The organism is Tamlana carrageenivorans (genome assembly GCF_002893765.1).
Taxonomy (GTDB): domain Bacteria; phylum Bacteroidota; class Bacteroidia; order Flavobacteriales; family Flavobacteriaceae; genus Pseudotamlana; species Pseudotamlana carrageenivorans.
Window position 1 is genome coordinate 2,259,094 of sequence record NZ_CP025938.1, and the last position, 25,907, is coordinate 2,285,000.

The following is a 25,907-nucleotide window of genomic DNA, read 5'->3' on the forward strand; positions in this document are numbered from 1 at the left end:
TATTCCCTTGTAGAAGGGAATCTAATTATTAAAATTTAGTGTGTTTTATGAGGTTCCCGTCTTCACGGGAACGGAAAAAGTTATTTAAACGATTGCCAAAATATCGCTTTCACGCATGATTAAATAATCAGAACCTTCTAGTTTTAGCTCTGTACCAGCATATTTACCATATAAAACGGTGTCCCCAACTTTTACAGTAATGGGCTCGTCTTTTGTTCCTGGTCCAGCGGCTACTACAGTCCCTTTTTGAGGCTTTTCTTTTGCATTATCTGGAATGATAATTCCTGAAGCGGTTTTAGTTTCTGCTGCAGCAGGTTCTATAAGAACACGATCTGCTAAAGGTTTAATGTTTAATCCCATTTTAATTTATGTTTTAATTATTAAGTTTAAATTACTAGACTCCATGGTAACGAAAAATATGCCAATAGCATATAACTGACAAACTTGCAGAAATAAAAAATGCCAACTGTTTAAGTTGGCATTTTTTGTCTTGTATAGGTTGTACAATGAATACTTATTCTGCTTCTTTAACAGGAGCTGCGTTATTAGTTGCAGCTGGTGTTTCAGGTAAAGCTACAGGTGCTGGAGCAGCTTCAGTATCTAATGCTTTAGATTCGGCTGTACCAGGTCCTCTGTTAATAGCTACATTAGACGCTAAAATTAATACTAAAAGTAAAGTGGCTAAGTACCATGTACTTTTGTCTAAAAAGTCTGTGGTCTTTTTTACACCACCTAATTGTTGTGTGCCACCACCACCGAAAGATGATGATAATCCGCCACCTTTAGGGTTTTGAACCATGATTACTACGATTAGTAAAAACGCTACCACCACTATAAGGACTAAAAATATTGTAAACGTACTCATTGTTATTTATTATTTTGTTCTTGTAATTGCTCTACTGCTTTAATTTGGTTTGCAAAGAAACTACTTTTTTCTGGATATTTCAAACTTAAAATTTTATAAGATTGAATTGCCTTTTTAAAGTTTTTCTGCTCGACATAAATACGTGCTAAAGTCTCTGTCATTAAAGCTTCGGGTTGTATCATTTGGGCTTGCGCTAAATTTCCCTTTTGCATTAATGGTTTTTTCGGACTGATTTTAGGGTTTTCAGCAATGAATTTATCAATAAGTTTGAATTTTTTCTCCTTGTCTAAATCGGTTGTAGGCGTCGGTTTTGGTAAATGCTCATCGCTTTTTGTATCCAGCTTTTCTTTTTCTGGTTCTCTTTCAATAGGTTGAAACCTGGTAAGTTGTAGCCATTCGTTAAAAGAATGTGATTCTTTTTTATTAAAAGGTAGAGGTTTCCCTAACTCTAAAATGGCTTCGGCTGATTTTTGGTCGGGTCTGGAGTCTGGTTGTTTTTCTTGATCCTTTTCCGAAGGGGGCGAAATTATAGGGGTTTCTTTTAACGGTCTTGGTTCTTTGGGTTCAAAGAGCGCCGGGTCTAAAACACCATCTGTATCATTAATTTGCTGATTTAAACCATCGTCGATCGATACTTTTTTATTGATGGAAAGATCTTCAGCTTCAACATTAAGGTCACCTAAATAATTACTGTTGCTTTTTATGGTCTCCGAAATTTCATTTTGAAAGAATACTTCCGAAGTAATAAAATCAAACAAAATACTTCTATCCGTTGTATAAGCGGCTGTAATTTTAAGTTCTTGGTTGTATTGTAAACTACTTTGATCTTTTAAGCCTTTAAGGTAAATAGCTCTGGCTGCTTGAAAGTAGGGGTGTTTTTCAAGAATAGATTTTAATCCATCGGTTTGCTCATGAGTCAACTCTTGAGGCTTTTGAAGGATGTGTATAAAATCTGCTTGTGTCATTTGTGGTTTAAATTTTAAGCCTGGCCTATTACCATTTGGCTAATGTGGCGTTAAAGATATCTTGCGTGATACGCTCAAATATTTCTTCGTGGGCTGTTGTTTTTAAAGAACCAACAAGTTGATCGGTTCCTGGATAGTCATAGAAAAATGAAAAACGCTGTTCTAAGTCGTCATCTGGTTTTTTCTTATTGTAATATCGCAAACTTACACTTATAGTTAATCGGTTTTGAGCAGCTATTTGATCGGAAGTGGCTGTTGTTGGAGAAATTCTGTATTCGGTAATTTCACCTTCATATACCAAATCACCTCCTGAAGGTACTAAATTTAAATTGGTTTGATTTTGAATTAAGTCTTCTAGCGCTAATTTGAAGTCACGCTCTAATCCTGGTTCTATAAGTAATGAGGTGTTTTCAAAACGATTTACTTGATATGAAGTTACACCAGCCGGTATGGAAGCGCCTGTAAAAGAGTAGATGCCACAACCTATAAAAGTGAAACTAATAAGGATAAGGGTGAAGGGGATAATGTATTTTCTCATTCTAAGAACTCTTGGTTTTATTGATAGGGGTATGGGTGTAAATTTAAAGATCGTATTGTTTGATTTTTCGGTACAATGTACGCTCGCTAATGCCTAATTCTTGAGCTGCTAATTTACGTTTTCCTTGGTGACGTTCTAGAGATTTTTTAATAAGCTCTAGCTCTTTTTGATGTAGCGATAAGGTTTCTTCTTCCTCAATCTCTTCAGCAAAATGATATTTGTCTTGTACTGGTTGTAAATCCTCCTCCACCGTATGTTCTGGAATGGAGATCAATTCTGTATTGGTGTCTATCGATTCTTCATAATCTGTGTCTTCATCATCGGTATCACCATAAATTTTCTGAATTAAACTTTCGTTGTTTTTTTCAACATCTTTAGTGTTTCCGTTTTTCATCAATTCCATAGTGAGTTTTTTCAAATCGTTCAAATCACTTTTCATATCAAAAAGGACTTTATACAGAATTTCACGTTCACTACTGAAATCGCTTTCAGATTTTGATGTTTTTATAACTGCAGGTAGGTTGGTTGATGCTGAATCTGGCAAATAACTACGTAGAATCTCTGAAGTGATCGTACGGTTTTGCTCCAAAACAGAAAGTTGCTCGGCAATGTTTCGCAGCTGACGAATATTACCGCCCCATCGGAACTTTGTAAGCATGGTTATCGCATTGTCACTAAGTTTTACGGTAGGCATTTTGTATTTTAAAGCAAAATCGCTGGCAAATTTCCTGAATAACAAATGAATATCACCTTGGCGCTCGCGTAATGGCGGTAGGTTGATATCTACCGTACTTAAACGATAATATAAATCCTCGCGAAATTTTTCTTTCTCGATAGCTTCAAACATATTAACATTGGTTGCCGCTACAATACGCACATTGGTTTTTTGAACTTTACTCGAACCCACTTTTAGAAATTCGCCATTTTCTAACACACGTAATAAACGTACTTGTGTGGTTAGAGGCAGCTCGCCAACTTCATCCAAAAAAATGGTTCCACCATCGGCAACTTCAAAATAACCGGCTCTGGTTTGGGTGGCACCTGTAAAAGCACCTTTTTCATGTCCAAATAGTTCACTGTCAATAGTGCCTTCAGGAATGGCGCCACAGTTAACAGCAATGTATTTGTTATGTTTTCTATGTGATAATTGGTGTATTATTTTAGGAATACTTTCTTTACCAACGCCACTCTCTCCAGTAACTAAAACCGAAATGTCTGTTGGTGCTACTTGAATAGCTTTTTCAATAGCGCGATTTAAAGCAGGCGTATTTCCAATAATACCAAATCGTTGTTTTATAGCTTGAACTGATTCCATAATTAGCCCCTAGCCCCCAAAAGGGGAATTTAAAAAGTGAATATTTTGATTCTTTCTATTTTGAGTCATACTTATATTTATTCATTTGAGTAAGAATTCCTCCCCTTAGAGGAGGTTAGGAGGGGCTTATTCCCTCTCCTATAAGTGTTGCACTGGTACAATCGGTGACTTTAACATTTACAAAATCACCAATTTTATAATCGGCTTTAGGGAACACACAAACAATATTTTGAGACGTTCTGCCAGACCATTGATCGGGTGATTTTTTAGATTCTTTTTCTATCAATACTTCCACAATAGTATTTAAGTGCTCTCTGGTTCTAATTTCGCTATGAATACGTTGTAAGTCTACAATATCCTGTAGTCTACGTTTTTTAGTTTCTTCAGGCACATCATCTTCCATGTTTCTTCCGGCCATCGTTCCAGGGCGTTCCGAATAGGTAAACATATAACCAAAGTTGTATTTTACGTATTCCATTAAAGACACGGTGTCTTTAAAGTCTTCCTCGGTTTCTGTTGGGAATCCAACAATCATATCTTGACTAATGGCACATTCGGGAATGATGCGGCGAATATTATCGATTAATTCAAAATACTCTTCACGGGTATGCAGGCGGTTCATGGCCTTTAAAATACGGTTGCTTCCGCTTTGTACTGGTAAATGAATGTGTTTACAAATATTATCGTATTTCGCCATAGTTTCAACCACATCTAGGGTTAAATCTTGAGGGTTAGAGGTAGAAAAACGAATACGCATTTTAGGTTGCGCTTTAGCACAAATCTGTAATAGTTTTGCAAAGTCAACAGCCGTAGCCTTTTGCATGTCGGTAGCCTTAACGAAATCTTTTTTCAGTCCGCCACCATACCATAGGTAACTGTCTACATTTTGTCCTAATAAAGTGATTTCTTTATAACCTCTTTGCCATAAGTCGTTTACTTCTTCGAGAATACTTTGAGGATCTCTACTGCGTTCACGTCCACGGGTAAAAGGTACCACACAAAAAGTACACATGTTGTCGCAACCACGGGTTATAGAAACAAAAGCAGTTACGCCGTTGGTGTTAAGTCGTACTGGAGAAACATCACCATAAGTTTCTTCCTTGGAAAGAATCACATTAATGGCGTCGCGGCCTTCATCCACTTCAGCAAGTAAGTTTGGTAAATCTTTGTAAGCATCTGGACCAACAACTAAGTCAACAATTTTTTCTTCTTCAAGAAATTTGGTTTTTAGTCGTTCGGCCATACAGCCTAAAACCCCAACTTTCATTTTCGGATTTTGATCGCGTTTTACAGCATTGTATTTTTCAAGGCGTTTGCGAACGGTTTGTTCGGCTTTGTCTCTAATGGAGCAGGTGTTTACTAAAACTAAATCGGCTTCTTCCAATTTTTGAGTGGTATTAAAGCCTTGGTCGGCCATAATTGAAGCTACGATTTCACTGTCACTAAAATTCATTGAGCACCCATAACTTTCAATAAAAAGTTTGCGTTTATTTTCGGTTTTTTGCTCTAAAACTAAGGTGTTTCCTTGTTTGTTTTCGTCTATAATCTTTTCCATAATTTACTGAAACCTTTAACGGTCAATAAGCACGCAAAGATACAATATATTAATGATTTGTGACAAAGTGACAGTTTTATTTTAGGAGAGAATTAAGAACGTTTTTACATATATTAGGAGTATTGCTTTAGTTTGTGCTAAAAAAAATTAATTTTAGGGGAAATTAATAAGAACCATCAATATTGTATGAATACATTAGATCGCCTATTTAATAAAATTGAAAACGCAAAAGCATTAGATTTTGGAATTATTATAGATAATACCATTACCTTATATAAAAAGATATGGCAAAAAGGTGCTGTACTTTTTTTGTTAATGATGGCCTGCGGTGCTATAGTTGCTGTTTTATTTAGTTTGATAGGGCTTGCGCCTGCAGGTGAGATTTTTGTAAATGGAGAATTTGATATTGAAGGGGTTGTAAACTCATATTCAAAGAATACTTTATATAGTGTGCCGCAAAATATTTTATTAAGCACTTTAACTATGGCATTTTTAGCCGCCTTTTATAGAATGTGTAGCTTCGAGTTATTTGAAAAACCTTATCAAGTGGATTATTTTTACTTTTTTAAAAACGGGTACTTTTCCAAGCTTTTAACTTTAGGGATGATTTACACAACAATTTCTACCATCGCTCAGTTATTGTTTTTGATACCATTAATATATGTATACGTACCCTTGTCGTATATCGCTGTTATTTTTGCTTTCAATCCCGATTTAACCGAAATTGAAATTGTGAAAGCGAGTTTTAAATTGGGAAATAAAAAGTGGTTAATTTCCTTCGGAACCATGTTTGTTGGTGCGTTAATGGGGATGCTAGGCATTTTAGGTTGTGGAATAGGGGTTATATTTACCATAGCCATAGCTTATTTACCGGTGCTGTTTATATATAAAGAGGTCGTTGGTTTTGAAGAAAAAAGTCCGATTGACGAAATTGGTTCTACTTTTTAATAGGCCTTGTTTTTTAAAATTGACAATTCTCAAATCTGAAAAAAGACCGTTTTTTATTTAATTAATTAACAGATAATGACCAAAATGTTACAGATAACGTTTTTTTCATATACATTTGTAGCCTCAAAAAGTGAAGTATGGCGAAGAATTTAGTGATCGTAGAGTCACCTGCAAAGGCAAAAACCATTGAAAAATTTCTAGGTAAAGATTTTAAAGTTGAATCGAGTTTCGGACACATTTCCGATTTACCATCCAAGGAATTAGGCGTTGATGTTGAAGGTGACTTTAAACCAAAATACGAAGTATCAAAAGATAAAAAAGCAGTTGTAAAAAAACTGAAAGACTTAGCGAAAAAGGCCGAAATGGTTTGGTTGGCAAGTGATGAGGATCGTGAAGGAGAGGCTATTGCATGGCATTTAGCCGGAACGCTAAAATTAGATAAAGAAAAAACAAAACGTATTGTTTTTCATGAGATTACTAAATCAGCTATTCAAAAAGCCATTGAAAACCCTAGAGGTATCGATTACGATTTGGTTGATGCCCAGCAAGCCCGTCGTGTCCTAGATCGTATTGTAGGTTATGAGTTGTCACCGGTACTTTGGAGAAAAATTAAAGGAGGCCTGTCAGCAGGGCGTGTACAGTCGGTTTCTGTGCGTTTGATTGTTGAAAAAGAACGCGAAATTGAAGGTTTTACCCCCGTGGCTTCTTATCGAATCGATGCCGAATTTTCAAATGAAGACGGACAAACCTTTAAAGCAAAACTTCCTAAAAACTTTTCAACCAAAGAAGAGGCTCAAAAGTTTTTAGAACAAAATGCTACAGCCGATTTTAAAGTTGCAGATCTTCAAAAGAAACCTGCTAAAAAATCGCCAGCAGCACCATTTACAACATCAACACTTCAACAAGAAGCTTCTCGTAAACTGTATTTTTCAGTAAGTAAAACCATGACTATGGCGCAGCGCCTGTATGAAGCGGGTTTAATTACTTATATGAGAACCGATAGTGTAAATTTATCAGATGAAGCCCGTCAAGGTGCCGAAGCTGAAATCAAAAATGCCTACGGAGCAGAATATAGCAAGCCAAGAAATTATAAAGGAAAGTCCAAAGGGGCGCAAGAGGCTCACGAAGCGATTCGTCCAACGAGTTTTGCAACCCATTCGGTAGACATCGATAGAGATCAAGCTCGTTTATACGATTTAATTTGGAAACGTGCCATTGCATCGCAAATGAGTGAGGCTGAATTGGAACGTACTAATGTGAAAATTAATGCGTCAACGCATAAAGAAACATTCACAGCTAACGGCGAAGTGATCACCTTCGATGGTTTCTTAAAAGTATATTTAGAAGGAACAGATGATGAAGATGTAGAACATGAAGGAATGTTACCTGCTTTACGGGTTAATGAAACACTACTTAATAATTATATCACAGCTACCGAGCGTTATACACGTCCTCCAGCACGATATACAGAGGCTTCATTGGTTAAGAAGTTGGAAGAACTTGGTATTGGTCGTCCATCAACTTATGCGCCTACGATTTCTACCATTCAAAATAGAAATTATATCGAAAAAGGTACCGTAGATGGCGTAGAACGTGACTATACGCAACTTACACTAAGTAACGGACAAGTAAAAGATAAAACCCTTACTGAAAAAGTAGGTTCAGATAAAGGGAAATTAGTGCCTACCGATATCGGTATGATTGTTACCGATTTTCTTGTGAATCATTTTGATGCGATTTTAGATTACAATTTTACTGCAAAAGTAGAAGCAGATTTTGATGAAATTGCTGAAGGGAATGAAGACTGGACCAAGATGATGAAAAACTTCTATAAAGATTTTCATCCTGTAGTAGAAGATGTGAAAGAGAATGCCGATCGTGAATCTGGTGAACGTATTTTGGGTAAAGATCCAAAAACAGGCAAGCAGGTTAGCGTGCGTTTAGGACGTTTCGGACCTATGGTGCAAATTGGAACGGTTGACGATGAAGAAAAACCGCAATTCGCGAGTTTAGGGCCAGATCAGCAATTAACAACAATCACTTATGAAGAGGCTATGGATTTATTCCAGCTTCCTAAAACTTTAGGGGATTTTCAAGGTGAAGAGGTGTTGGTGAATAATGGACGTTTCGGACCTTATGTGAAGTTTGGTGATGCGTTTGTATCGCTACCTAAAGGTGTTGACCCTTTAAGCGTTGAACTGGATGATGCTATTGTTTTAATTAAAGAAAAACAAAAAGCAGATGCGCCTATTTATATGTATAAGGATTTACCTGTTCAAAAAGGTAAAGGGCGTTTCGGACCATTTATTAAATGGAACAACATGTTCATTAATGTGAATAAAAAATACGATTGGGATAACCTATCAGATGAGGATATTGTTGAATTAATTGAAACGAAAATTCAAAAGGAAATCGATAAGGTTATTCATAATTGGGAAGATGAAGGTATTCGTGTAGAGAAGGCCCGATGGGGAAGACATAACGTGTTAAAAGGTAAAATTAAAGTAGAATTACCTAAAACGGTTGATGTTACCGACATGACTTTAGAAGAAGCTCAAGGCATTATTGAAGCCAACACACCAAAGAAAAAAACAACCAAAAGAAAACCAGCAGCTAAGAAGAAGCCTGCTGCTAAAAAGAAATAGTATTAGATGAATTTTAATTTCCTTTCTCCAGTTTCAGATTTAGTATTAGCTCATAGCGAATTATTATCAACACAAGCTCTAGGAAGAAAACTTAAAATACATTCTGCCCAACTCGGGATTCCAGATCTAAAAGATGTTAATATTGCCATTATTGGTGTTTTAGAAAATAGAAATGATATCAATTATATTGGCGAGGAATTTCAGTTAAATGAAATTCGTAAAGCCTTCTATAGTTTGTTTCCTGGTAGTTGGAATACTACCGTTGCCGATTTGGGTGATATTCATAAAGGAGAAACGGTAGAAGATACTTATTTTGCTGTAAAAGAGGCTATTAGTGTTTTGGTGCAAAAGAAAATCATACCTGTTATTCTAGGAGGGTCTCAGGATTTGACCTATGCGAATTATCGTGCTTACGACGACTTAATCCCAATGGTTAATATTGTAAATGTAGATGCGCAATTTAACTTAGGAGATTCAACAAAACCTATAAAAAACAACAGTTTTGTAGGTAAAATTATTCTCGACGAACCTTATAATCTTTTTAATTACGCTACCATTGGTTATCAAACTTACTTTAATGCTCGGGAGGAATTGGACCTTATGGATAGCCTATATTTTGAGTCTTACCGACTTGGCGAGGTATCGCATGATATAACTTCGGTAGAACCCGCCTTAAGAGATGCCAATATCGTGAGTATCGATCTTAACGTCATTAAAGGGTCCGAATTGGGGCTTAATCAAAGGTATTCCCCAAACGGATTGGACGGCAAAGAAATCTGCGCCATTGCCCGTTATGCAGGGATTAGCAATAAGGTGAGTTCTTTTGGGATTTATGAATATAAGCCTTCAAAAGATGATGATATGACTTCCTTACTCATAGCTCAAATGCTATGGTATTTTATAGAAGGTGTGAATTACAGAGTGTTAGATGATGATTTTTCGGATGAAAATAATTATCAAAAGTTCACAACGCTTATCGAAGAGGAGGACTTAGTCTTCTATAAAAGCAATAAAACTGGTCGTTGGTGGATAGAAATACCTTTTTTATCGGAGGTTAATAATAAATTGAAGAGACATACGTTATTACCATGCACGCACCAAGATTATAAAGATGCTTGCAATAATATAATTCCCGAACGTTGGTATAAAGCGTTTCAGAAAAATTGTGTATAGCAAGCGTAGATGCGTTAACCAGACATACTACCGTTGAAGTGTTATTTTTTCACGATGAAACGTTATTTTTTTAGATAAATAGTTGTTTTTTAAAAAATATATAAATATGTTTACGCTCTCGGAATCGAAAAGCTAAATAAATTAACCTCGAGTTTACTATGGATATGAAGAAGTTATTATTATTAACCACAGTGCTAGCTGTTCTTGCCAGTTGTGGCTCTAAAGATAGGGGCGAGCTAGTTGGTGTTAAAGGAAAAAAATGGCATCCAGAAAAGCCTTATGGGATGCAGCTTATTCCTGGTGGCGCATTTATCATGGGTAAGGCTGATGATGATCTGGCTGGCGTACATGATGCACCTGCGAAAACGGTTACTGTACGTTCTTTTTATATGGACGAAACAGAAATTACTAATAGCGAATACCGTCAGTTTGTAAACTGGGTAAGAGATTCAATTTTAAGAATGAAATTAGCTGTTTTAGCTGATGAGGTTGGTTTAACGCCTGAAGATGGAGGTATTGGAGAGTATGCATTTAAAGATGTAGATACAACCAATATGTCTGTTTATGAAAAGTATATGTTTGAAAACTATACAGGATTAGGGCCAACAGGTTATGAAGGAAGAAAGATTAATAAAGATGTTGATTTGATTTTCGATACGGCAGAGTATCCAGATGAGTATTATACCGAAGTTATGGATACGATGTACTTGCCTTTAGAAGAGTCTTTTAATGGGCAACGTACTTGGGATGTAACGAAATTTAAATTTCAATATAACCACATGGATATTCAAGAAGCCGCTAGAAATAGAGGTGTGAAGCGTAAAGATGTTATCTTGAAAGAAGAAATTGAGATTTATCCAGATACCACTGTGTGGATTAGAGATTTTGCTTACTCGTATAACGAGCCAATGCATAACGATTACTTCTGGCATGATGCCTTTAGTGAGTATCCTGTAGTAGGTGTGACTTGGAAACAAGCCAAAGCTTTTTGTGAGTGGAGAACACTTTGGAAAAATTCTTACCAAAAATCTAAACCAGGATCTTCTCCTGTAAACACATTCAGATTACCTTCTGAAGCAGAGTGGGAATACGCTGCGAGAGGTGGGTTGCAAGCAGCAACGTATCCTTGGGGTGGGCCTTATACTAAATCTGATAGAGGGTGTTTTATGGCAAACTTTAAACCTGTAAGAGGGGATTATGCAGCCGATCAAGCTTTATATACTGTTGAAGCTAAATCTTACGACCCTAACGATTATAATTTATATAATATGGCAGGGAACGTTTCAGAATGGGTAAACGCCTCTTACGATCCTTCTGCTTACGAATACACATCTACAATAAACCCAAGTGTTAACGATGCCAATAACCAGCGTAAAATCGTTAGAGGGGGGTCTTGGAAAGATGTTGCTTACTTCTTACAAGTAAGTTCAAGAGATTACGAATACGCAGATTCAGCAAGAAGTTATATAGGCTTTAGATCCGTTCAAGATTATATGGGGACACAAGTAACAGCGAACGGTCAAAAGTAATATTCCAATTTTTTTAAAATAATTAAAATTAACCTACTAAAAATTTAAAACTGAACATTATGGCAAAGTCAAAAGCAAGCAAGAAATTTATGAATATGGCATACGGATTAGGGGCCGCAATCGTAATCGTTGGAGCATTATTCAAAATTATTCACTTCGAAATCGGACCATTAACTGGTAACGTGATGTTAACAATTGGTCTTGTAACTGAAGCAATTATTTTCGCATTATCAGCATTCGAACCAGTTGATGAAGATTTAGATTGGGCTTTAGTATACCCAGAATTAGCAGGTGGAGCTAAAGCAGATAAAGCTGAAGCAAAACAAGACGCACAGGGATTATTATCTAAAAAATTAGATGACTTATTAAAAGAAGCTAAAATTGATGGCGAATTAATTGCTAGCCTAGGTAATAGCATTAAGAATTTCGAAGGTGCTGCTAAAAACATCAGCCCAACAGTCGATTCTATTCAAGCCACTAAAAAGTACGGAGAAGAGATGTCATTAGCAGCTGCTCAAATGGAATCTTTAAATAGCTTATACAAGGTACAATTAGAAAGTGTTAACAAACAAGCTAGTATCAATCAAGAGTCTATTGAAAATGCAGCTAAGTTAAAAGAGCAAATGCAAGCATTAGCATCTAACTTATCTTCTTTAAATGGAGTTTATGGTGGGATGTTATCTGCAATGAGTAAATAATTAGGGGAGTTAATCTCAAATTTAAATAACTAATTAAGACCTAATTAATAAACATGGCAGGAGGAAATTTATCACCTAGACAGAAAATGATTAATCTGATGTATTTAATATTTATAGCAATGCTAGCTTTAAATATGTCAAAAGAAGTGCTTTCAGCCTTCGGATTAATGAATGAGAAGCTTACAAAATCTAATGTGTCAAGTACTGTTCAAAATAACAGTTTCATGGCAAATTTAGAGCAGAAAGCTACAGATCAACCAGAAAAATATGAGCCATTAAAGGCTAAAGCGGTAAAAATTGATGCCTTAGCTAAAAACTTCGATGCTTATTTAGAAGAATTAAAGGGTAAAATGACCGCTAAAATTGATAATCCTACCGATTATGAGATTATGGATAAAGGCGATTACCTTGATGAAAACTTCTTTCAAGGCGATAAAATCAAAGCAGATGGTCAAGAGTTCTTAAGCCAAATTGCAACTTTTAGAGATGGTGTAGTAAACCTTTTAAAAGATGAAAAAGGTATGGAATCTGTTATTAGAGATGTGCAAGACGAGTTTAGTACCGATCCTGAGACTAACAGAGACGGTATAGAAGTAAACTGGTTAGAATACCATTATAAAGGCTTTCCTTTAGTGGCTTCATTAACTAAAATGACACAACTTCAAGCAGATATTAAAACTACAGAGTCTGAAGTTTTATCTACGATGTTACAAGGTACTTTATCTAGCGAAGTGTCTATGACAAACTATACGACCTTAATGGAAACAACTAAATCGGCTTACTTTAATGGAGAAGAATTTGATGGACAAATTGTTTTAGGACGTAAAGATGCTTCAACAAAACCATCGCGTGTCGAATTAACTTTGGATGGAAGACCACTTACTGAAAAGCAATATGTTATTGAAGAAGGTAAAGTCAAGTTAAAAGTTGGAACAGGTAATGTAGGAGAACATAAAATTGAAGGTAAATTAATTTTCGCTCAAGATGGTGAAGAGGTTGAAGTCCCTGTTAATTCATCTTTTGCAACAGTTTCTAAACCCAATGCAGCAACTATTTCTGCCGATAAAATGAATGTGGTTTATAGAGGTGTTAAAAATCCTATGACTATTTCATTCGCAGGTATCCCAGATAATAAAGTAAATGCTAGTGCATCTGGTCTATCTAGAAAATCTGGAAGTTCTTACGTGATGGATGCGACTCGTATTAAAGGTAGAGAAGTAACGATTAATGTTACAGGAACGTTGCCTGATGGAACTAAAGTTGGAGACAAAGCTAAATTTAGAATTAAAGATTTACCAAAACCAACAGGAACAGTTAGAGGTGAAGATGGATCAATTAAAATGCAACGTAATAGTTTGAAAATTTCCACTATTGGTGCTAAGTTTGACGATTTCGATTTCGAATTACCTTTGCGTGTTATTGGATTTAAATTTAAAGTGCCAGGACAACCAACCATTAATGTTAATGGTAATAAGTTGGATAGTAGAGCACAACAAGCTTTAGCACGTGCTAAACGTGGATCTGGTGTTCAAATATTTGACATTGAAGCTAAGGCTACAGGAGTAAGTGTGATACTTAAGAAAGTATCTCCAGTATTTATTGAGCTTACAAATTAAAAGTCGTAAAATATTACAGTAGTCTTAACGTTTAATTCTTTAAGTGTTTAAGGTAAATATAAAATATATAACATCCGTAAAAGCGATGTTGCTTGCAACTGAAACCATACGGATGTTTTATAATACCATTAGAAATAATAAATATAAGCAGATGAAATTAAGAAATTTTTTATTAACCCTTGTAGCTGTTTTTACAGCCTCTAATATATTTGCTCAGGCGAATATATTAAATGCAAAAAGCCCTGATGAAATTGGTGTTAGAACAGAAAGACAAAAAGCTGTAGATAACGATAAACCTTTGGAATATGGCTATGTTGATGATAGAGATATCTTATTTTCAAAAATGGTTTGGGAAAAGATTGTGCTTGATGAACGCGCCAATTTTCCTTTGTATTACCCAATTGATACGAATAATATCGGTCATGATAGACGTTCGATGTACGACGTGCTTATGAAGAGTATTCAAAATGGAGATATTGAAAATATTTACAGTGATTCTTATTTTACAACAAAAAGAACACTTAAAGATATTGAAGCTTCTTTAGCTATGGTTGATACGACCGAGCTAGGTATCGAGCAAATTAATGCAGGTGAAGAATTATCGGCTGAGTATATTAATAGAAGAGACATTACAGCTGCTGATATTAAAGAGTATCATATAAAAGGATTATGGTATTTTGATAAGCGTCAAGCTGAAATGAAATACCGCCTATTAGGTATTGCTGCAGTGGCTCCAGATGTTAACTTTATTGATACAGATCAACCTGATCTCGTAGAATTATTTTGGATTTTCTTCCCAGATGCTAGAGAGGTTTTGCACGAAGCGAAATCCTTTAACAATGAAAATAGTTCTATACCATTTTCATTCGATCACGTTTTAAATGCACGCCGCTTCCATGGCTATATTTATAGAGAGGAAAATGTACAGGGTGATAGAGCCATTTCAGAATACGTTTCCGATAACGCTTTAATGCAATTGTTAGAATCGCAACGAATTAAAGATAAAATTAGAGATTTTGAGTTAGATATGTGGACATACTAATCTGAATTCAGTTAATAATAAAAAACGCCTACTTTTTTAAGTAGGCGTTTTTTGTTTTACCCTGTCTATAGGTAATATGTTAATCTCAGGTTTTGGTATGAGATTTTCGTTTTTATTTCAGTTTTAATTTAACTTATTACTTCATTAGATATATCTTTTTAAGATGCGTAATTTTGTAAGTATGAAAGTAGATTATATAGTTGTAGGTACTGGTATTGCAGGCATTTGTTTCTGTGAGTTGTTAAGTGCTCAAGGGAAAAGCTTCGTTGTGTTAGACAATGGCTCACAAAAGTCATCTGCAGTTGCAGGTGGATTATACAATCCAGTTGTTTTAAAACGCTTTACCTCGGTTTGGAAAAGCGATGTACAATTAGCCTTAGCTTTGCCTTTTTATCAGCAGTTAGAAGAAAAACTAGTCGTTAAATTGGATTATAAAATTCCTGTGTACCGTAAGTTTGCTTCATTGGAAGAACAAAACAATTGGTTCTCGGCCTGTGATAAACCTTTACTTTCTAAATGGCTTTCTCCCAAAGTCATTAAAAATTCAAATGCGGCTATTGATGCGCCTTTTGGTTTTGGTGAAGTATTGGATACCGGACGAATCGATGTTAAGACGCTTGTAGATACTTACCAACAAAGGTTAAAAGAGGGAGATTTGTTTATTGAAGAAGGTTTTGACTATGATTTGCTCATAAATAAACCTGATTCGATACAGTATAAGGCTATTCAAGCGAAACACATTGTTTTCTCGGAAGGCTTTGGTATTAAACAAAACCCCTTTTTTAATTACTTACCATTAGTTCCTGCAAAAGGGGAGTTGCTTATTATTCATGCACCTGAACTTAAAATTAACTATGTACTAAAAGCTGGAGTCTTCCTAATTCCATTAGATAACGATCAATACATTGTAGGGGCCACTTATGAGTGGAAGGATTTAATAAATAAAACGTCAGATAAGGCTCGAACAGAACTTTTATCAAAATTAAAAAAACTGATTGATTGTCCGTTTGAAGTCGTTATTCAAGTTGCAGGGGTTCGACCTACCGTGAAAGACCGTCGTCCTTTGGTGGGACAACATCCTGAATTTAAAAATCTTTATGTTTTAAACGGACTAGGCACCCGAGGCGTGATGATAGGTCCTTATGTAGCAAAGCAGTTGTATGACTATATTGAACATCAGACGCCTTTAGAAGACGACATAGATATCAAAAGATTTCAGGGTTTGATGACTTAAATAAAAAGGTGTTGGTACAAGTTAATCGATGCTTGCGTTAGGGATTGAGGCATTTGTTGAAGCTCTTTTTTTGTTTTTCTCAAAAAAAAAAGCGACTGCCGAAATATTTATATTCATGAGCTCTTTAATTTAATATAGAAAACAGTGAATAAAGCCCGACCCTTGTAGTAACGCCAAAACCTTAATTTTCCTTGGTAATCGTTTTATCGTAGTGCATAAAAATATTAATCCATATGTTTCGGGAAAGCCTTAAAATAATGGGCATACATACAATTAACGTGATGACTATGGATATAAAAATAGCGTTTACTCCAGCGTTAAATACAAAAAAAGCGATAACAAATGCGGCCACAGCAAAAGCAATACCTACAGCGTAGCTTACATACATGGAACCGTAGAAAAAAGAAGGTTCGATTTTGTATTTAGTATGACAATGCGAGCATTTTTCATGCATATCTAAGGCTTCCGAGAGGATGTAAGGATTTTTGTTTTTAAACATAGATTCTTCATGACATTTCGGACAGGCTCCTGTGAAAATACTATATAATTTAGATCCTTTTTTAAACATATAATTTAATGTATTTTTGCGGCTTCAATCGCAAGACAAAAATAGCATATTAAACATATAACACTTGTGATAAAAGTTACATTTCTATGATGAACATTCATAATTTATCGATTTCATTTCAAGGGGAATACCTGTTTGAAGATATTACATTCAAACTGGGTCATGGTGATCGTATAGGGTTAATAGGGAAAAATGGTGCCGGTAAATCGACAATGCTTAAAATCTTATCGAAAGAAATGGAGCCTAATACCGGACAAATTGCGGCCGATAAAGATCTTAAAATTGGATTTTTAAAGCAGGACATCGATTTTATTTTAGGTAGAACTGTTCTAGAAGAATCCTATGAGGCTTTTACCGAGATTAAAGAAGTTGAAGCTAAAATGGCTGCCGTAAATAATGAAATGGCAGAGCGTACCGATTATGAAAGTGAAGGTTATCATCAATTAATGGTCGATATCAATGAGCTTCAACACCAATATGAGATATTAGGAGGCTATAACTACCAAGGCGATACCGAAAAAATACTTCAAGGTTTAGGTTTTAAGCGTGAAGACTTCGATAAGTTAACCGATACTTTTTCGGGTGGATGGCGTATGCGTATTGAATTGGCGAAATTATTACTTCAGAATAACGATATATTACTTCTGGATGAGCCTACCAACCACCTCGATATTGAATCTATTATTTGGTTGGAAGGGTTTTTAAGAAATTATTCGGGTGCCGTGGCTATTGTGTCGCACGATAAAATGTTTTTAGATAACGTTACAAACCGAACCATCGAAATTTCATTAGGACGTATTTACGATTATCCAAAACCTTATTCGCAATTTTTGGTATTACGTGAAGAACTGAGAACCCAACAACTGGCTTCGCAGAAAAATCAGCAAAAGCAAATTGAGCAAACTGAAAAGTTAATTGAAAAGTTTCGTGCTAAAGCTTCTAAAGCCACTATGGCACAATCCTTAATTAAAAAGCTGGATAAAATTGATAGAATTGAAGTTGATGAGGATGATAATAGTGTTATGACGCTTAATTTCCCGGTATCTATTACGCCAGGGAAAGTGGTTGTTGAGGCTGAAGGTGTTTCTAAAAGCTATGGTGATAATCAGGTTTTAAAGAATATTGACTTATTGATTGAACGCGATAGTAAAACTGCTTTTGTTGGTCAAAACGGACAAGGAAAGTCAACACTAGCCAAAATTATGGTTGGTGATGTGAAATATAACGGACATTTAAAGCTGGGGCATAATGTTCAAATTGGATATTTCGCCCAAAATCAAGCCGAGTACCTAGACGGAAATAAAACCGTTTACGATACCATGGTTGATGCAGCTAATGAAACCAATAGAAGTAAGGTACGTGATATTTTAGGATCCTTTTTATTTCGTGGTGAAGAAGCCGATAAGTATGTGCGTGTGCTTTCTGGTGGTGAGCGAAATCGTTTAGCTTTAGCCAAATTAATGCTGCAACCATTCAATGTTTTGATTATGGATGAGCCTACCAACCACCTGGATATTAAATCTAAAAATGTACTGAAGGATGCTTTAAAACGTTTTGAAGGGACTTTAATTTTAGTATCTCACGATCGTGATTTCTTGCAAGGCTTAACAAATGTGGTTTACGAGTTTAAAGATCATAAACTTAAGGAGTATTTGGGTGATATTGATTTTTACCTAGAGCAGCGACAAGTAGAAAGTTTAAGAGAAGTTGAAAAGCGCACCGTGGTTAAAACAGAAGTGCCAAAGGAGAAAAAACAGCATTCTTACGAAGATCAAAAGAAACTCAAGTCTTTAAATAATAAGCTGAGTAATGTAGAGTCTAAAATCAATCAGTTAGAACGAGATATTAAAGCCATTGATCTCGAACTTGAAGTGAATTACGAAGAAACCACATCGCAACCTAATTTTTTTGATAACTACCAGAAAAAGAAAACGGATTTGGAAGCGCTTGTAGAGAAGTGGGAAGCTATTCACATGGAAATAGATGCTTTTGAGTTATAGATATTTAAGGTTTTTTTAACTTTTTGAGGAAAAGTATTGGGTAATTTTGGCGACTACACCGCTAAAATATTGACCATGCGAAAAATTATACTTTCTGTAATAGGCGTTTTGCTTATTATCTTTTCCTTCATCGGAGCTCAAAAATTGATTGCCAGTAAAAACAAGCCAAGGCCTGTAAAGGAAAAGATTATTAAAACGGTATTTACCGATACAGTAAAGAATACCACCATAAAAATTGTTATTCCTGCAACAGGAAGTTTAGTAGCCAAGCGTCGCGTAGAATTATATGCCGAAGTACAAGGCGTTTTTAAACCTTCGCATAAACTTTTTAAGCCTGGCCAAACCTATACGAAAGGGCAAACATTAATACATATTGATGCTAATGAATATTACGCTAGCGTGCAGGCCGAAAAAAGTAATCTTTACAACAGCTTGTCTGCAATCATGCCCGATTTACGACTCGATTTCCCTGAAGTTTATCAAAAGTGGCAAAACTATCTTAATGGCTATAACATAAATAAAAGCACGCCTGCATTGCCGAAAATGTCCTCCGATAAGGAAAATTATTTCATCACGGGTCGTGGTATTGTTTCTAGCTATTACAAAGTTAAAAATTTGGAACAACGCTTGGCAAAATATCGAATTTCTGCACCTTTTACGGGAGTACTTACTCAAGCATTGGTAACACAAGGCTCTTTAGTTCGAAGTGGTCAAAAATTAGGAGAATTTATCGATCCGTCGGTTTATGAGATGGAAGTGGCATTAAGTGAAAATTATGCCAGTTTGTTAAAAGTTGGTGAGCCAGTTATTTTAAATAGTTTAGATGATACCGAAACCTATAAAGGGCTCGTTTCTCGAGTAAATGGAAGTATCGATGCCACCACGCAAACTATTACCGCTTATATTGATGTTGAAAATGAAACCTTAAAAGAAGGCATGTATTTAGAAGCAGAAATTAATGCTAAAGAGGAAGAAAATGCTATTGAAATTGATAGGAACTTATTATTGGAAAACGATCAAGTTTTTGTGGTGCGTGATAGTATTTTAGATACCATGCCCGTAAAACCTGTTCATTTTTCGGAAACCAGTGTTGTTTTAAAAAATATTCCAGACGGAACCGTGATACTAGAAAAAAATGTTCCAGGAGCATATGCAGGAATGCTAGTAAAACCATTTAAAGAAGTAATATCTAAAAAAGACGCTAAGTAATGAGGAAATTAATAGCCTATTTTATTAAGTATCACGTTGCTGTTAACGTGTTTCTTTTAGCGTTTTTTGTATTTGGTGTTATTGGTTTGTTTTCACTTAAATCGTCTTTTTTCCCTTTAGTAGATTCTAAAATTATTAATATTAGTATTGCTTATCCAGGGGCTTCTCCACAAGAAATTGAAGAGGGTGTGGTTTTAAAAATAGAAGACAACCTTAAAGGTCTTCGAGGTATCGATCGTGTAACTTCGGTTTCTAGGGAAAATAGTGGTACCATTACAGTAGAAATTGAAAAGGGTGAAAATATAGATTTCATGCTTTTGGAAGTTAAAAATGCCGTAGATCGTGTACCGTCCTTTCCAACAGGAATGGAACCTTTAATTGTAGCCAAGCGCGAGGAGGTTCGCGAAACGATTTCTTTCGCTTTAAGCGGAAAAAATGTGCCGCTTGCCACGCTAAAGCAAATTGGGATGCAAGTAGAAAACGATTTAAGAGCCATACCAGGCATTTCACAAATTGAAGTGACCGGTTACCCAGAAGAAGAAATAGAAATAGCCGTAAACGAAAGTAGTTTATTGGCTTATAATATTAGTTTTTCCGATGTATCACAGGCTATTAGTGGCTCTAATATTCTGGTTACTGGTGGGAATATTAAAACAGATGCCGAAGAATATTTAATTCGTGCAAACAACCGGGCCTATTATGGTGACGAGTTATCCAATATTGTGGTTAAGGCTACTAATGACGGAAAAACAGTTAGACTTAAAGATGTCGCTATTATTCGCGATCGATTTTCGGAAACGCCAAACGCCACATTTTTTAATGAAGATTTAGCAGTAAATGTTACCGTAACAAGTACAAATTCAGAAGATTTAATTTCTTCAGCCGATAAAGTTAAAGCTTATATAGAAGGGTATAATCAAAGCCATATTAACGTGAGGCTTAATGTTGTTCAAGACCGATCGATCACCCTAAAACAACGTACGCAATTATTAACCGAGAATGCTATTGTAGGAATGCTATTGGTTTTAACGTTTTTGTCTTTGTTTTTAAATACCCGACTGGCTTTTTGGGTCGCTTTTGGATTACCCGTGTCTTTCTTGGGGATGTTTATTTTTGCAGGGCAGTTTGATGTCACCATTAATGTGTTGTCTCTTTTCGGTATGATTATCGTCATTGGAATTTTAGTTGATGATGGTATTGTAATTGCCGAAAATATTTATCAGCATTACGAAAAAGGAAAATCGCCTATTCAAGCAGCCATCGATGGTACTATGGAAGTGATCCCTCCAGTGGTATCAGCCATTATTACCACGCTTTTAGCATTTTCGTTATTTCTTTTTTTAGATAGTAGAATCGGAGAATTTTTCAGTGAAGTTTCAGTCATCGTTATTCTAACCTTAGTAGTTTCATTAGTAGAAGCTCTCATTATTCTTCCGGCGCACTTGGCGCATTCCAAAGCCTTAATGAAACCTGTTGAAGAAGAAAACCCTTCAAAAATCAAATTGTTTTTTGCTAAAATGAGAGGTATCAATAAACTAGGGGATAAGATTATGACTTTCCTTAGAGACAAGATTTATAGTCCTGTTTTTGATTTTGTTTTAGAATTTAAGATGTTATCACTCGGAATTTTTGTGGCCATATTAGTTTTAACCTTTGGCGCCATTGGTGGTGGAATTATCGGGATGACTATATTTCCTTCCATTGCAAGCGATCGTGTAAGTGTGCAACTCGATATGCCTAATGGTACCAATGTGAAAATCACAGATTCTATAATTTCTATGATTGAGCAAAAGGCTTTTATTGTAAATAAAGAGTTTACCGAAACCTATTTAAAAGGTACCGATAAAGAATTGTTTGAAAACACCATATTAAAACTAAACAGTTCCTCTAGTGCTACCTTGCAATTAAACATGCTTCCTGGTGAAGAGCGTCCGGATGCCATTAGTGCTAGTTTGGTCGCCAACCGATTACGGGAATTGGTGGGGCCCGTAATAGGTACCGAGCGTTTAATTTTTGGTTCAGGAGGTAATTTTGGTGGTAGTCCTGTTTCGGTGTCACTGTTAAGTAATAATATTAATGACTTAAAAGGTGCTAAAGTAGCCTTGAAAAAAGTCCTTCAGGAAAACCCCTTATTAAAAGATGTTGAAGATAACGATCCTGCAGGTATTAAAGAAATTCGTTTAGAACTAAAAGAAAGTGCCTATTTATTAAATTTGAATTTAAGAAGCGTTATGGAACAAGTGCGTGCTGGTTTTTTTGGTGTACAAGCACAACGCTTTCAACGTGGTCAAGATGAAATCCGCGTTTGGGTGCGTTACGATCGTTCCAACCGAGAATCTATAAATAATTTGGATGATATGCGCATTGTCACGCCATCAGGTAGCCGTGTTACTTTAAAAGATATAGCAACCTATACCATCGAACGTGGTGATGTTGCCATTAATCACTTGTCAGGACAACGTGAAATTCAGGTGTCGGCCGATTTAAAAGACCCGAGTACAAGTTCGACAGATATTTTAGACGATATTAAAGCCCGTATAATTCCTGAAATTCAATCGCAATACCCTACAATTTCAGCCTCATTCGAAGGTCAAAAAAGGGAAGCTAATAAATTATCATCTTCATTAACAAAAGCAGGTGTTCCCATATTGTTACTTATTTATATTACCATAGCCTTTACCTTTAGAAGTTATAGTCAACCTATTTTACTAATTCTATTAGTGCCGTTTAGTTTAACAGCGGTAGGTTGGGGACATTGGTTACTTGGGTTTCCAGTAAATGTACTCTCCCTTTTGGGTATCATTGCTTTAATTGGTATTATGGTAAACGACGGCCTGGTATTAATAGGAAAGTTTAATAGTAATTTGAGAGAAGGGATGACTTTTGATGACGCCCTTTCCGAAGCTGGAAAATCAAGGTTTAGAGCCATATTCTTAACCTCATTAACTACCGTAGCAGGATTAGCACCATTGTTGCTAGAAAAAAGTAGGCAAGCCCAGTTTTTAAAACCAATGGCCATTTCTATTTCTTTCGGAATTGCATACGCTACCATTTTAACCTTATTAGTACTCCCTTTGTTTTTGTCATTTAGTAACGATATTAAAAGACATATCAAATGGTTAGTAACAGGTGAAAAAGTTACAAAAGAAGAAGTTGAACGCGCGATAAAAGAGCAAAATGAAGAAAATGCACATTAAAACCTTTGTTGCTACGATTTTATTATTTACACACGCATCGCTAGTAGCTCAAGAAGTCCTTACCCAGGAAAAAGCAGTAAGCTTGGCCTTAGGAAATAACTATGGTATTAAATTGGTTGGTAAGGATGTAGAAATAGCTACAAACAATGCCGATATATTAAATTCGGGCTATCTACCTACGTTAACAGGAAGTGCTGGTGCTACCATTAATAAGGATAATACAGAGGCCGAGTTTTCAGATGGCAGGGTTACCGAACTTAAAGGCGCCGAGAGTTCACGATATAATGCTTCTGTAGATTTAAATTATGTGTTGTTCGATGGCCTAGGCCGTTCATATAATTACAAACGCTTAAAAGAAACGAAAGCACTAACCGAACTTCAAGCCCGTGCAACCATAGAAAATACGGTTATGCAATTGTTTACCATATATTATAATGTAGCCGAGATTGCCGATAACTATAATGCGATCTCTCAAACCTTCGAGATTTCTAAAGACCGATTAAAAAGATCGCAGTATCAATTTGAGTACGGTCAAAACACAAAATTAGATGTCCTTAATGCCGAAGTGGATATCAATAATGATAGTATCACACTTTTAAATACAAGGCAACAACTTAGAAATTTTAAACGAGACTTAAACTTGGTTTTAGGAAATACCGTTCCAAATGAATTTGATGTCGATACCAATATCGGTTTTAATACCATTTATGATAAGGAAGCGCTTAAACAAAAAGCCATAGCAAACAACGTTAGTATATTACAAGCCAATAAAAATATCGACATTAGTATGCTCGGTATTAATTCCGAGAAATCGGCTTTCTTGCCAACTGTTGGCTTGGTAGGAAGCTATGGATGGAATCAAAATGATAATAATGCGGCATCTTTCGTGTCAACTTCTACCAGCTACGGACTTTCGGGAGGCGTTAACCTAAGGTGGGATCTCTTTGATGGCGGTAGTACGATCACCCGTGTTAAAAATGCCAAAATTAATTTAGAAGCTCAGAAAATTCAAAAGGAACAGTTACTTGTAACTTTAGAACGCGACTTTAATAATGCCTGGGATAATTATCACAACCGTTTAAATATTTTTAGACTGGAAGAAGATAACATTCGAACCTCTCAAAACAACTTCGATCGAACACAAGAGAAATTCAAACTCGGGCAAGTTAATTCTATCGAGTTTCGTCAGGCGCAACTCAACTTGTTAAATGCAGAACTCAATAGAAACAAAGCCAAGTACCTGGCTAAAATTGCCGAATTAGAAATGCTACAAATTAGTGGTGAACTTTTAAATGTAGAATTTTAAAGAATCACTGTATCTTAAACAGCCATTAGAGGGGAGAGGCGCGCAACTTTGTCATTAACCTATATATTAGGTAAAGTGATATTCAAAAATATAAGGTTATATAAGGATGCTTAATCTTTATATAACCTTTCTTTTTTAGGAGAAAATAAGCATAACGATCTTAATTAGCCTTTCGGCGGAAGTATTCGCGTTAAGTTTCATCATTGGTATTTCATATTTATAATATGAGGGGAGTGCATGTTTTTTTTAGTTTGGTTTCCAGCTGAAGCCTACTAACGGTTGTCACCCTAAGCTTGTCGAAGGGCAAATAAGGGTAGAGTTTAGATATTAAAAGTTAAATGTAGAATTTGGTTGGTAATTGTTGGGTTGATAATTTTCAATTTTCAATTTTCAATTTTCAATAGTCAATAGTCAATAGTCAAAAGTTTACAATGTAAATAACACGTTTACTGAGAGTTAATTCCATCATCAAAAAAACTTTAAAAAAAAGCGATAAAAAGTTTGTTTGGGAGAAGGAAAGGTTTGTATATTTGCACCCCGCTAACGAAGGCGTCAGTCTTATAAAGCGGTAGTTCATTGAGTTGTTTTGGTATTAAAATAAGGTTAAAAAAACTTTTAAAAAATAATCAAAAAAAAAGCATTGTGGGTTTAATAAAAGGTTGTATGTTTGCAGCCGCTAAAAACAGCAGGTCTGTTGGAGGTGAGGAGTTCATAAAGCAGTTTTGGTTGTTAAGATTTAAAGCGAAAAAAACTTTAAAAAAAATATCAAAAAAACATTGTGAGTTTAAAAAAAGGGTTTTACATTTGCACCCGCTTAGCAAGGAAACGAGCTAAAGAAAAGAGAAACAAGTTCATAAACATATTGAATTGACAGCGTAAGAATTGAATTGGAAACGATTTAATTCAACAAAGAGAATAGACCATTTTGAGTACTAGAGATTCTAATTAGTTGTTAAAGCTGTTACCTTATAGGTAGCGCATAAAAATTTAACGATGAAGAGTTTGATCCTGGCTCAGGATGAACGCTAGCGGCAGGCCTAACACATGCAAGTCGAGGGGTAACATAGAAAAGCTTGCTTTTTTGATGACGACCGGCGCACGGGTGCGTAACGCGTATAGAATCTACCTTTTGCTACTGGATAGCCCAGAGAAATTTGGATTAATACAGTATAGTATCATATTACTGCATGGTATTTATGATTAAAGGTTACGGCAAAAGATGACTATGCGTCCTATTAGCTAGTTGGTGTGGTAACGGCATACCAAGGCAACGATAGGTAGGGGCCCTGAGAGGGGGATCCCCCACACTGGTACTGAGACACGGACCAGACTCCTACGGGAGGCAGCAGTGAGGAATATTGGACAATGGAGGCAACTCTGATCCAGCCATGCCGCGTGCAGGATGACTGCCCTATGGGTTGTAAACTGCTTTTATACAGGAAGAAACCACGCTACGTGTAGCGTTCTGACGGTACTGTAAGAATAAGGATCGGCTAACTCCGTG

19 protein-coding genes and 1 rRNA gene (1 of these 20 running past the window's edge) are annotated in these 25,907 nt (G+C 35.9%); 13 read left to right on the forward strand and 7 right to left on the reverse strand.

The window, feature by feature from the left end:
* Window positions 1-84: 84 nt before the first annotated feature.
* The 6 genes from C1A40_RS09990 to miaB all read right to left on the reverse strand — a co-directional run bounded on the left by C1A40_RS09990 (window position 85) and on the right by miaB (window position 5,238).
* On the reverse strand, window positions 85-360 hold the full coding sequence (locus C1A40_RS09990) for a co-chaperone GroES (protein ID WP_067144628.1): 276 nt from the start codon (window positions 358-360) through the stop codon (window positions 85-87).
* Window positions 361-514: 154 nt separating this feature from the next.
* Complete coding sequence (gene secG / locus C1A40_RS09995; RefSeq protein ID WP_102995781.1) at window positions 515-865, reverse strand: preprotein translocase subunit SecG; 351 nt, start codon at window positions 863-865, stop codon at window positions 515-517.
* Window positions 866-867: 2 nt separating this feature from the next.
* Complete coding sequence (locus C1A40_RS10000) at window positions 868-1,830, reverse strand: hypothetical protein (RefSeq protein ID WP_102995782.1); 963 nt, start codon at window positions 1,828-1,830, stop codon at window positions 868-870.
* A gap of 28 nt (window positions 1,831-1,858) precedes the next feature.
* On the reverse strand, window positions 1,859-2,368 hold the full coding sequence (lptE, locus tag C1A40_RS10005) for an LPS assembly lipoprotein LptE (protein ID WP_102995783.1): 510 nt from the start codon (window positions 2,366-2,368) through the stop codon (window positions 1,859-1,861).
* A 43-nt stretch (window positions 2,369-2,411) separates the two neighbouring features.
* A complete protein-coding gene (locus C1A40_RS10010; protein ID WP_102995784.1) occupies window positions 2,412-3,683 on the reverse strand; it encodes a sigma-54 interaction domain-containing protein in 1,272 nt (423 codons plus the stop codon).
* A 115-nt stretch (window positions 3,684-3,798) separates the two neighbouring features.
* On the reverse strand, window positions 3,799-5,238 hold the full coding sequence (gene miaB, locus C1A40_RS10015) for a tRNA (N6-isopentenyl adenosine(37)-C2)-methylthiotransferase MiaB (protein ID WP_102995785.1): 1,440 nt from the start codon (window positions 5,236-5,238) through the stop codon (window positions 3,799-3,801).
* Window positions 5,239-5,424: 186 nt separating this feature from the next.
* On the opposite strand from miaB, the gene C1A40_RS10020 reads away from it, so the two are divergent.
* The 8 genes from C1A40_RS10020 to C1A40_RS10055 all read left to right on the forward strand — a co-directional run bounded on the left by C1A40_RS10020 (window position 5,425) and on the right by C1A40_RS10055 (window position 16,123).
* Entirely contained in the window at window positions 5,425-6,186 is a 762-nt protein-coding gene (locus C1A40_RS10020) for a hypothetical protein (protein ID WP_102995786.1), read from the forward strand.
* Between the two features lie 137 nt (window positions 6,187-6,323).
* Window positions 6,324-8,831 carry a type I DNA topoisomerase gene (topA, locus tag C1A40_RS10025; RefSeq protein ID WP_102995787.1) on the forward strand — a complete coding sequence of 836 codons (2,508 nt, stop codon included), beginning with the start codon at window positions 6,324-6,326 and terminating at the stop codon, window positions 8,829-8,831.
* A 6-nt stretch (window positions 8,832-8,837) separates the two neighbouring features.
* On the forward strand, window positions 8,838-10,004 hold the full coding sequence (locus C1A40_RS10030; RefSeq protein ID WP_102995788.1) for a formimidoylglutamase: 1,167 nt from the start codon (window positions 8,838-8,840) through the stop codon (window positions 10,002-10,004).
* 164 nt (window positions 10,005-10,168) lie between these two features.
* A complete protein-coding gene (gene porK, locus C1A40_RS10035) occupies window positions 10,169-11,533 on the forward strand; it encodes a T9SS ring complex lipoprotein PorK/GldK (RefSeq protein WP_479685324.1) in 1,365 nt (454 codons plus the stop codon).
* 59 nt (window positions 11,534-11,592) lie between these two features.
* Complete coding sequence (gene porL, locus C1A40_RS10040; RefSeq protein ID WP_102995790.1) at window positions 11,593-12,231, forward strand: type IX secretion system motor protein PorL/GldL; 639 nt, start codon at window positions 11,593-11,595, stop codon at window positions 12,229-12,231.
* Window positions 12,232-12,284: 53 nt separating this feature from the next.
* Entirely contained in the window at window positions 12,285-13,847 is a 1,563-nt protein-coding gene (porM, locus tag C1A40_RS10045) for a type IX secretion system motor protein PorM/GldM (protein ID WP_102995791.1), read from the forward strand.
* Window positions 13,848-13,998: 151 nt separating this feature from the next.
* Entirely contained in the window at window positions 13,999-14,889 is an 891-nt protein-coding gene (porN, locus tag C1A40_RS10050; RefSeq protein WP_102997189.1) for a type IX secretion system ring subunit PorN/GldN, read from the forward strand.
* Window positions 14,890-15,070: 181 nt separating this feature from the next.
* Window positions 15,071-16,123, forward strand: coding sequence for an NAD(P)/FAD-dependent oxidoreductase (locus C1A40_RS10055; protein WP_102995792.1), 1,053 nt, complete (start codon window positions 15,071-15,073; stop codon window positions 16,121-16,123).
* A gap of 181 nt (window positions 16,124-16,304) precedes the next feature.
* On the opposite strand, the gene C1A40_RS10060 is transcribed toward C1A40_RS10055, so the two are convergent.
* Window positions 16,305-16,691 carry a DUF983 domain-containing protein gene (locus C1A40_RS10060; protein ID WP_102995793.1) on the reverse strand — a complete coding sequence of 129 codons (387 nt, stop codon included), beginning with the start codon at window positions 16,689-16,691 and terminating at the stop codon, window positions 16,305-16,307.
* Window positions 16,692-16,777: 86 nt separating this feature from the next.
* Here C1A40_RS10060 and C1A40_RS10065 point away from each other — a divergent pair, with 86 nt between their 5' ends.
* The 5 genes from C1A40_RS10065 to C1A40_RS10090 all read left to right on the forward strand — a co-directional run.
* Window positions 16,778-18,691, forward strand: a complete 1,914-nt coding sequence (locus C1A40_RS10065; RefSeq protein ID WP_102995794.1) for an ABC-F family ATP-binding cassette domain-containing protein — start codon at window positions 16,778-16,780, stop codon at window positions 18,689-18,691.
* Window positions 18,692-18,766: 75 nt separating this feature from the next.
* Window positions 18,767-19,900 (forward strand): efflux RND transporter periplasmic adaptor subunit, encoded by a 1,134-nt coding sequence (locus C1A40_RS10070; RefSeq protein ID WP_102997190.1) that lies wholly within the window; start codon window positions 18,767-18,769, stop codon window positions 19,898-19,900.
* Window positions 19,900-23,097: an efflux RND transporter permease subunit gene (locus C1A40_RS10075; RefSeq protein ID WP_102995795.1), complete on the forward strand. Its 3,198-nt coding sequence runs from the start codon at window positions 19,900-19,902 to the stop codon at window positions 23,095-23,097. Before C1A40_RS10070 ends, C1A40_RS10075 begins: the two co-directional genes overlap by 1 nt.
* Entirely contained in the window at window positions 23,087-24,403 is a 1,317-nt protein-coding gene (locus tag C1A40_RS10080) for a TolC family protein (protein ID WP_102997191.1), read from the forward strand. Before C1A40_RS10075 ends, C1A40_RS10080 begins: the two co-directional genes overlap by 11 nt.
* Before the next feature lie 990 nt (window positions 24,404-25,393).
* Window positions 25,394-25,907 (forward strand): 16S ribosomal RNA (locus tag C1A40_RS10090) (it continues 1,009 nt past the right edge of the window).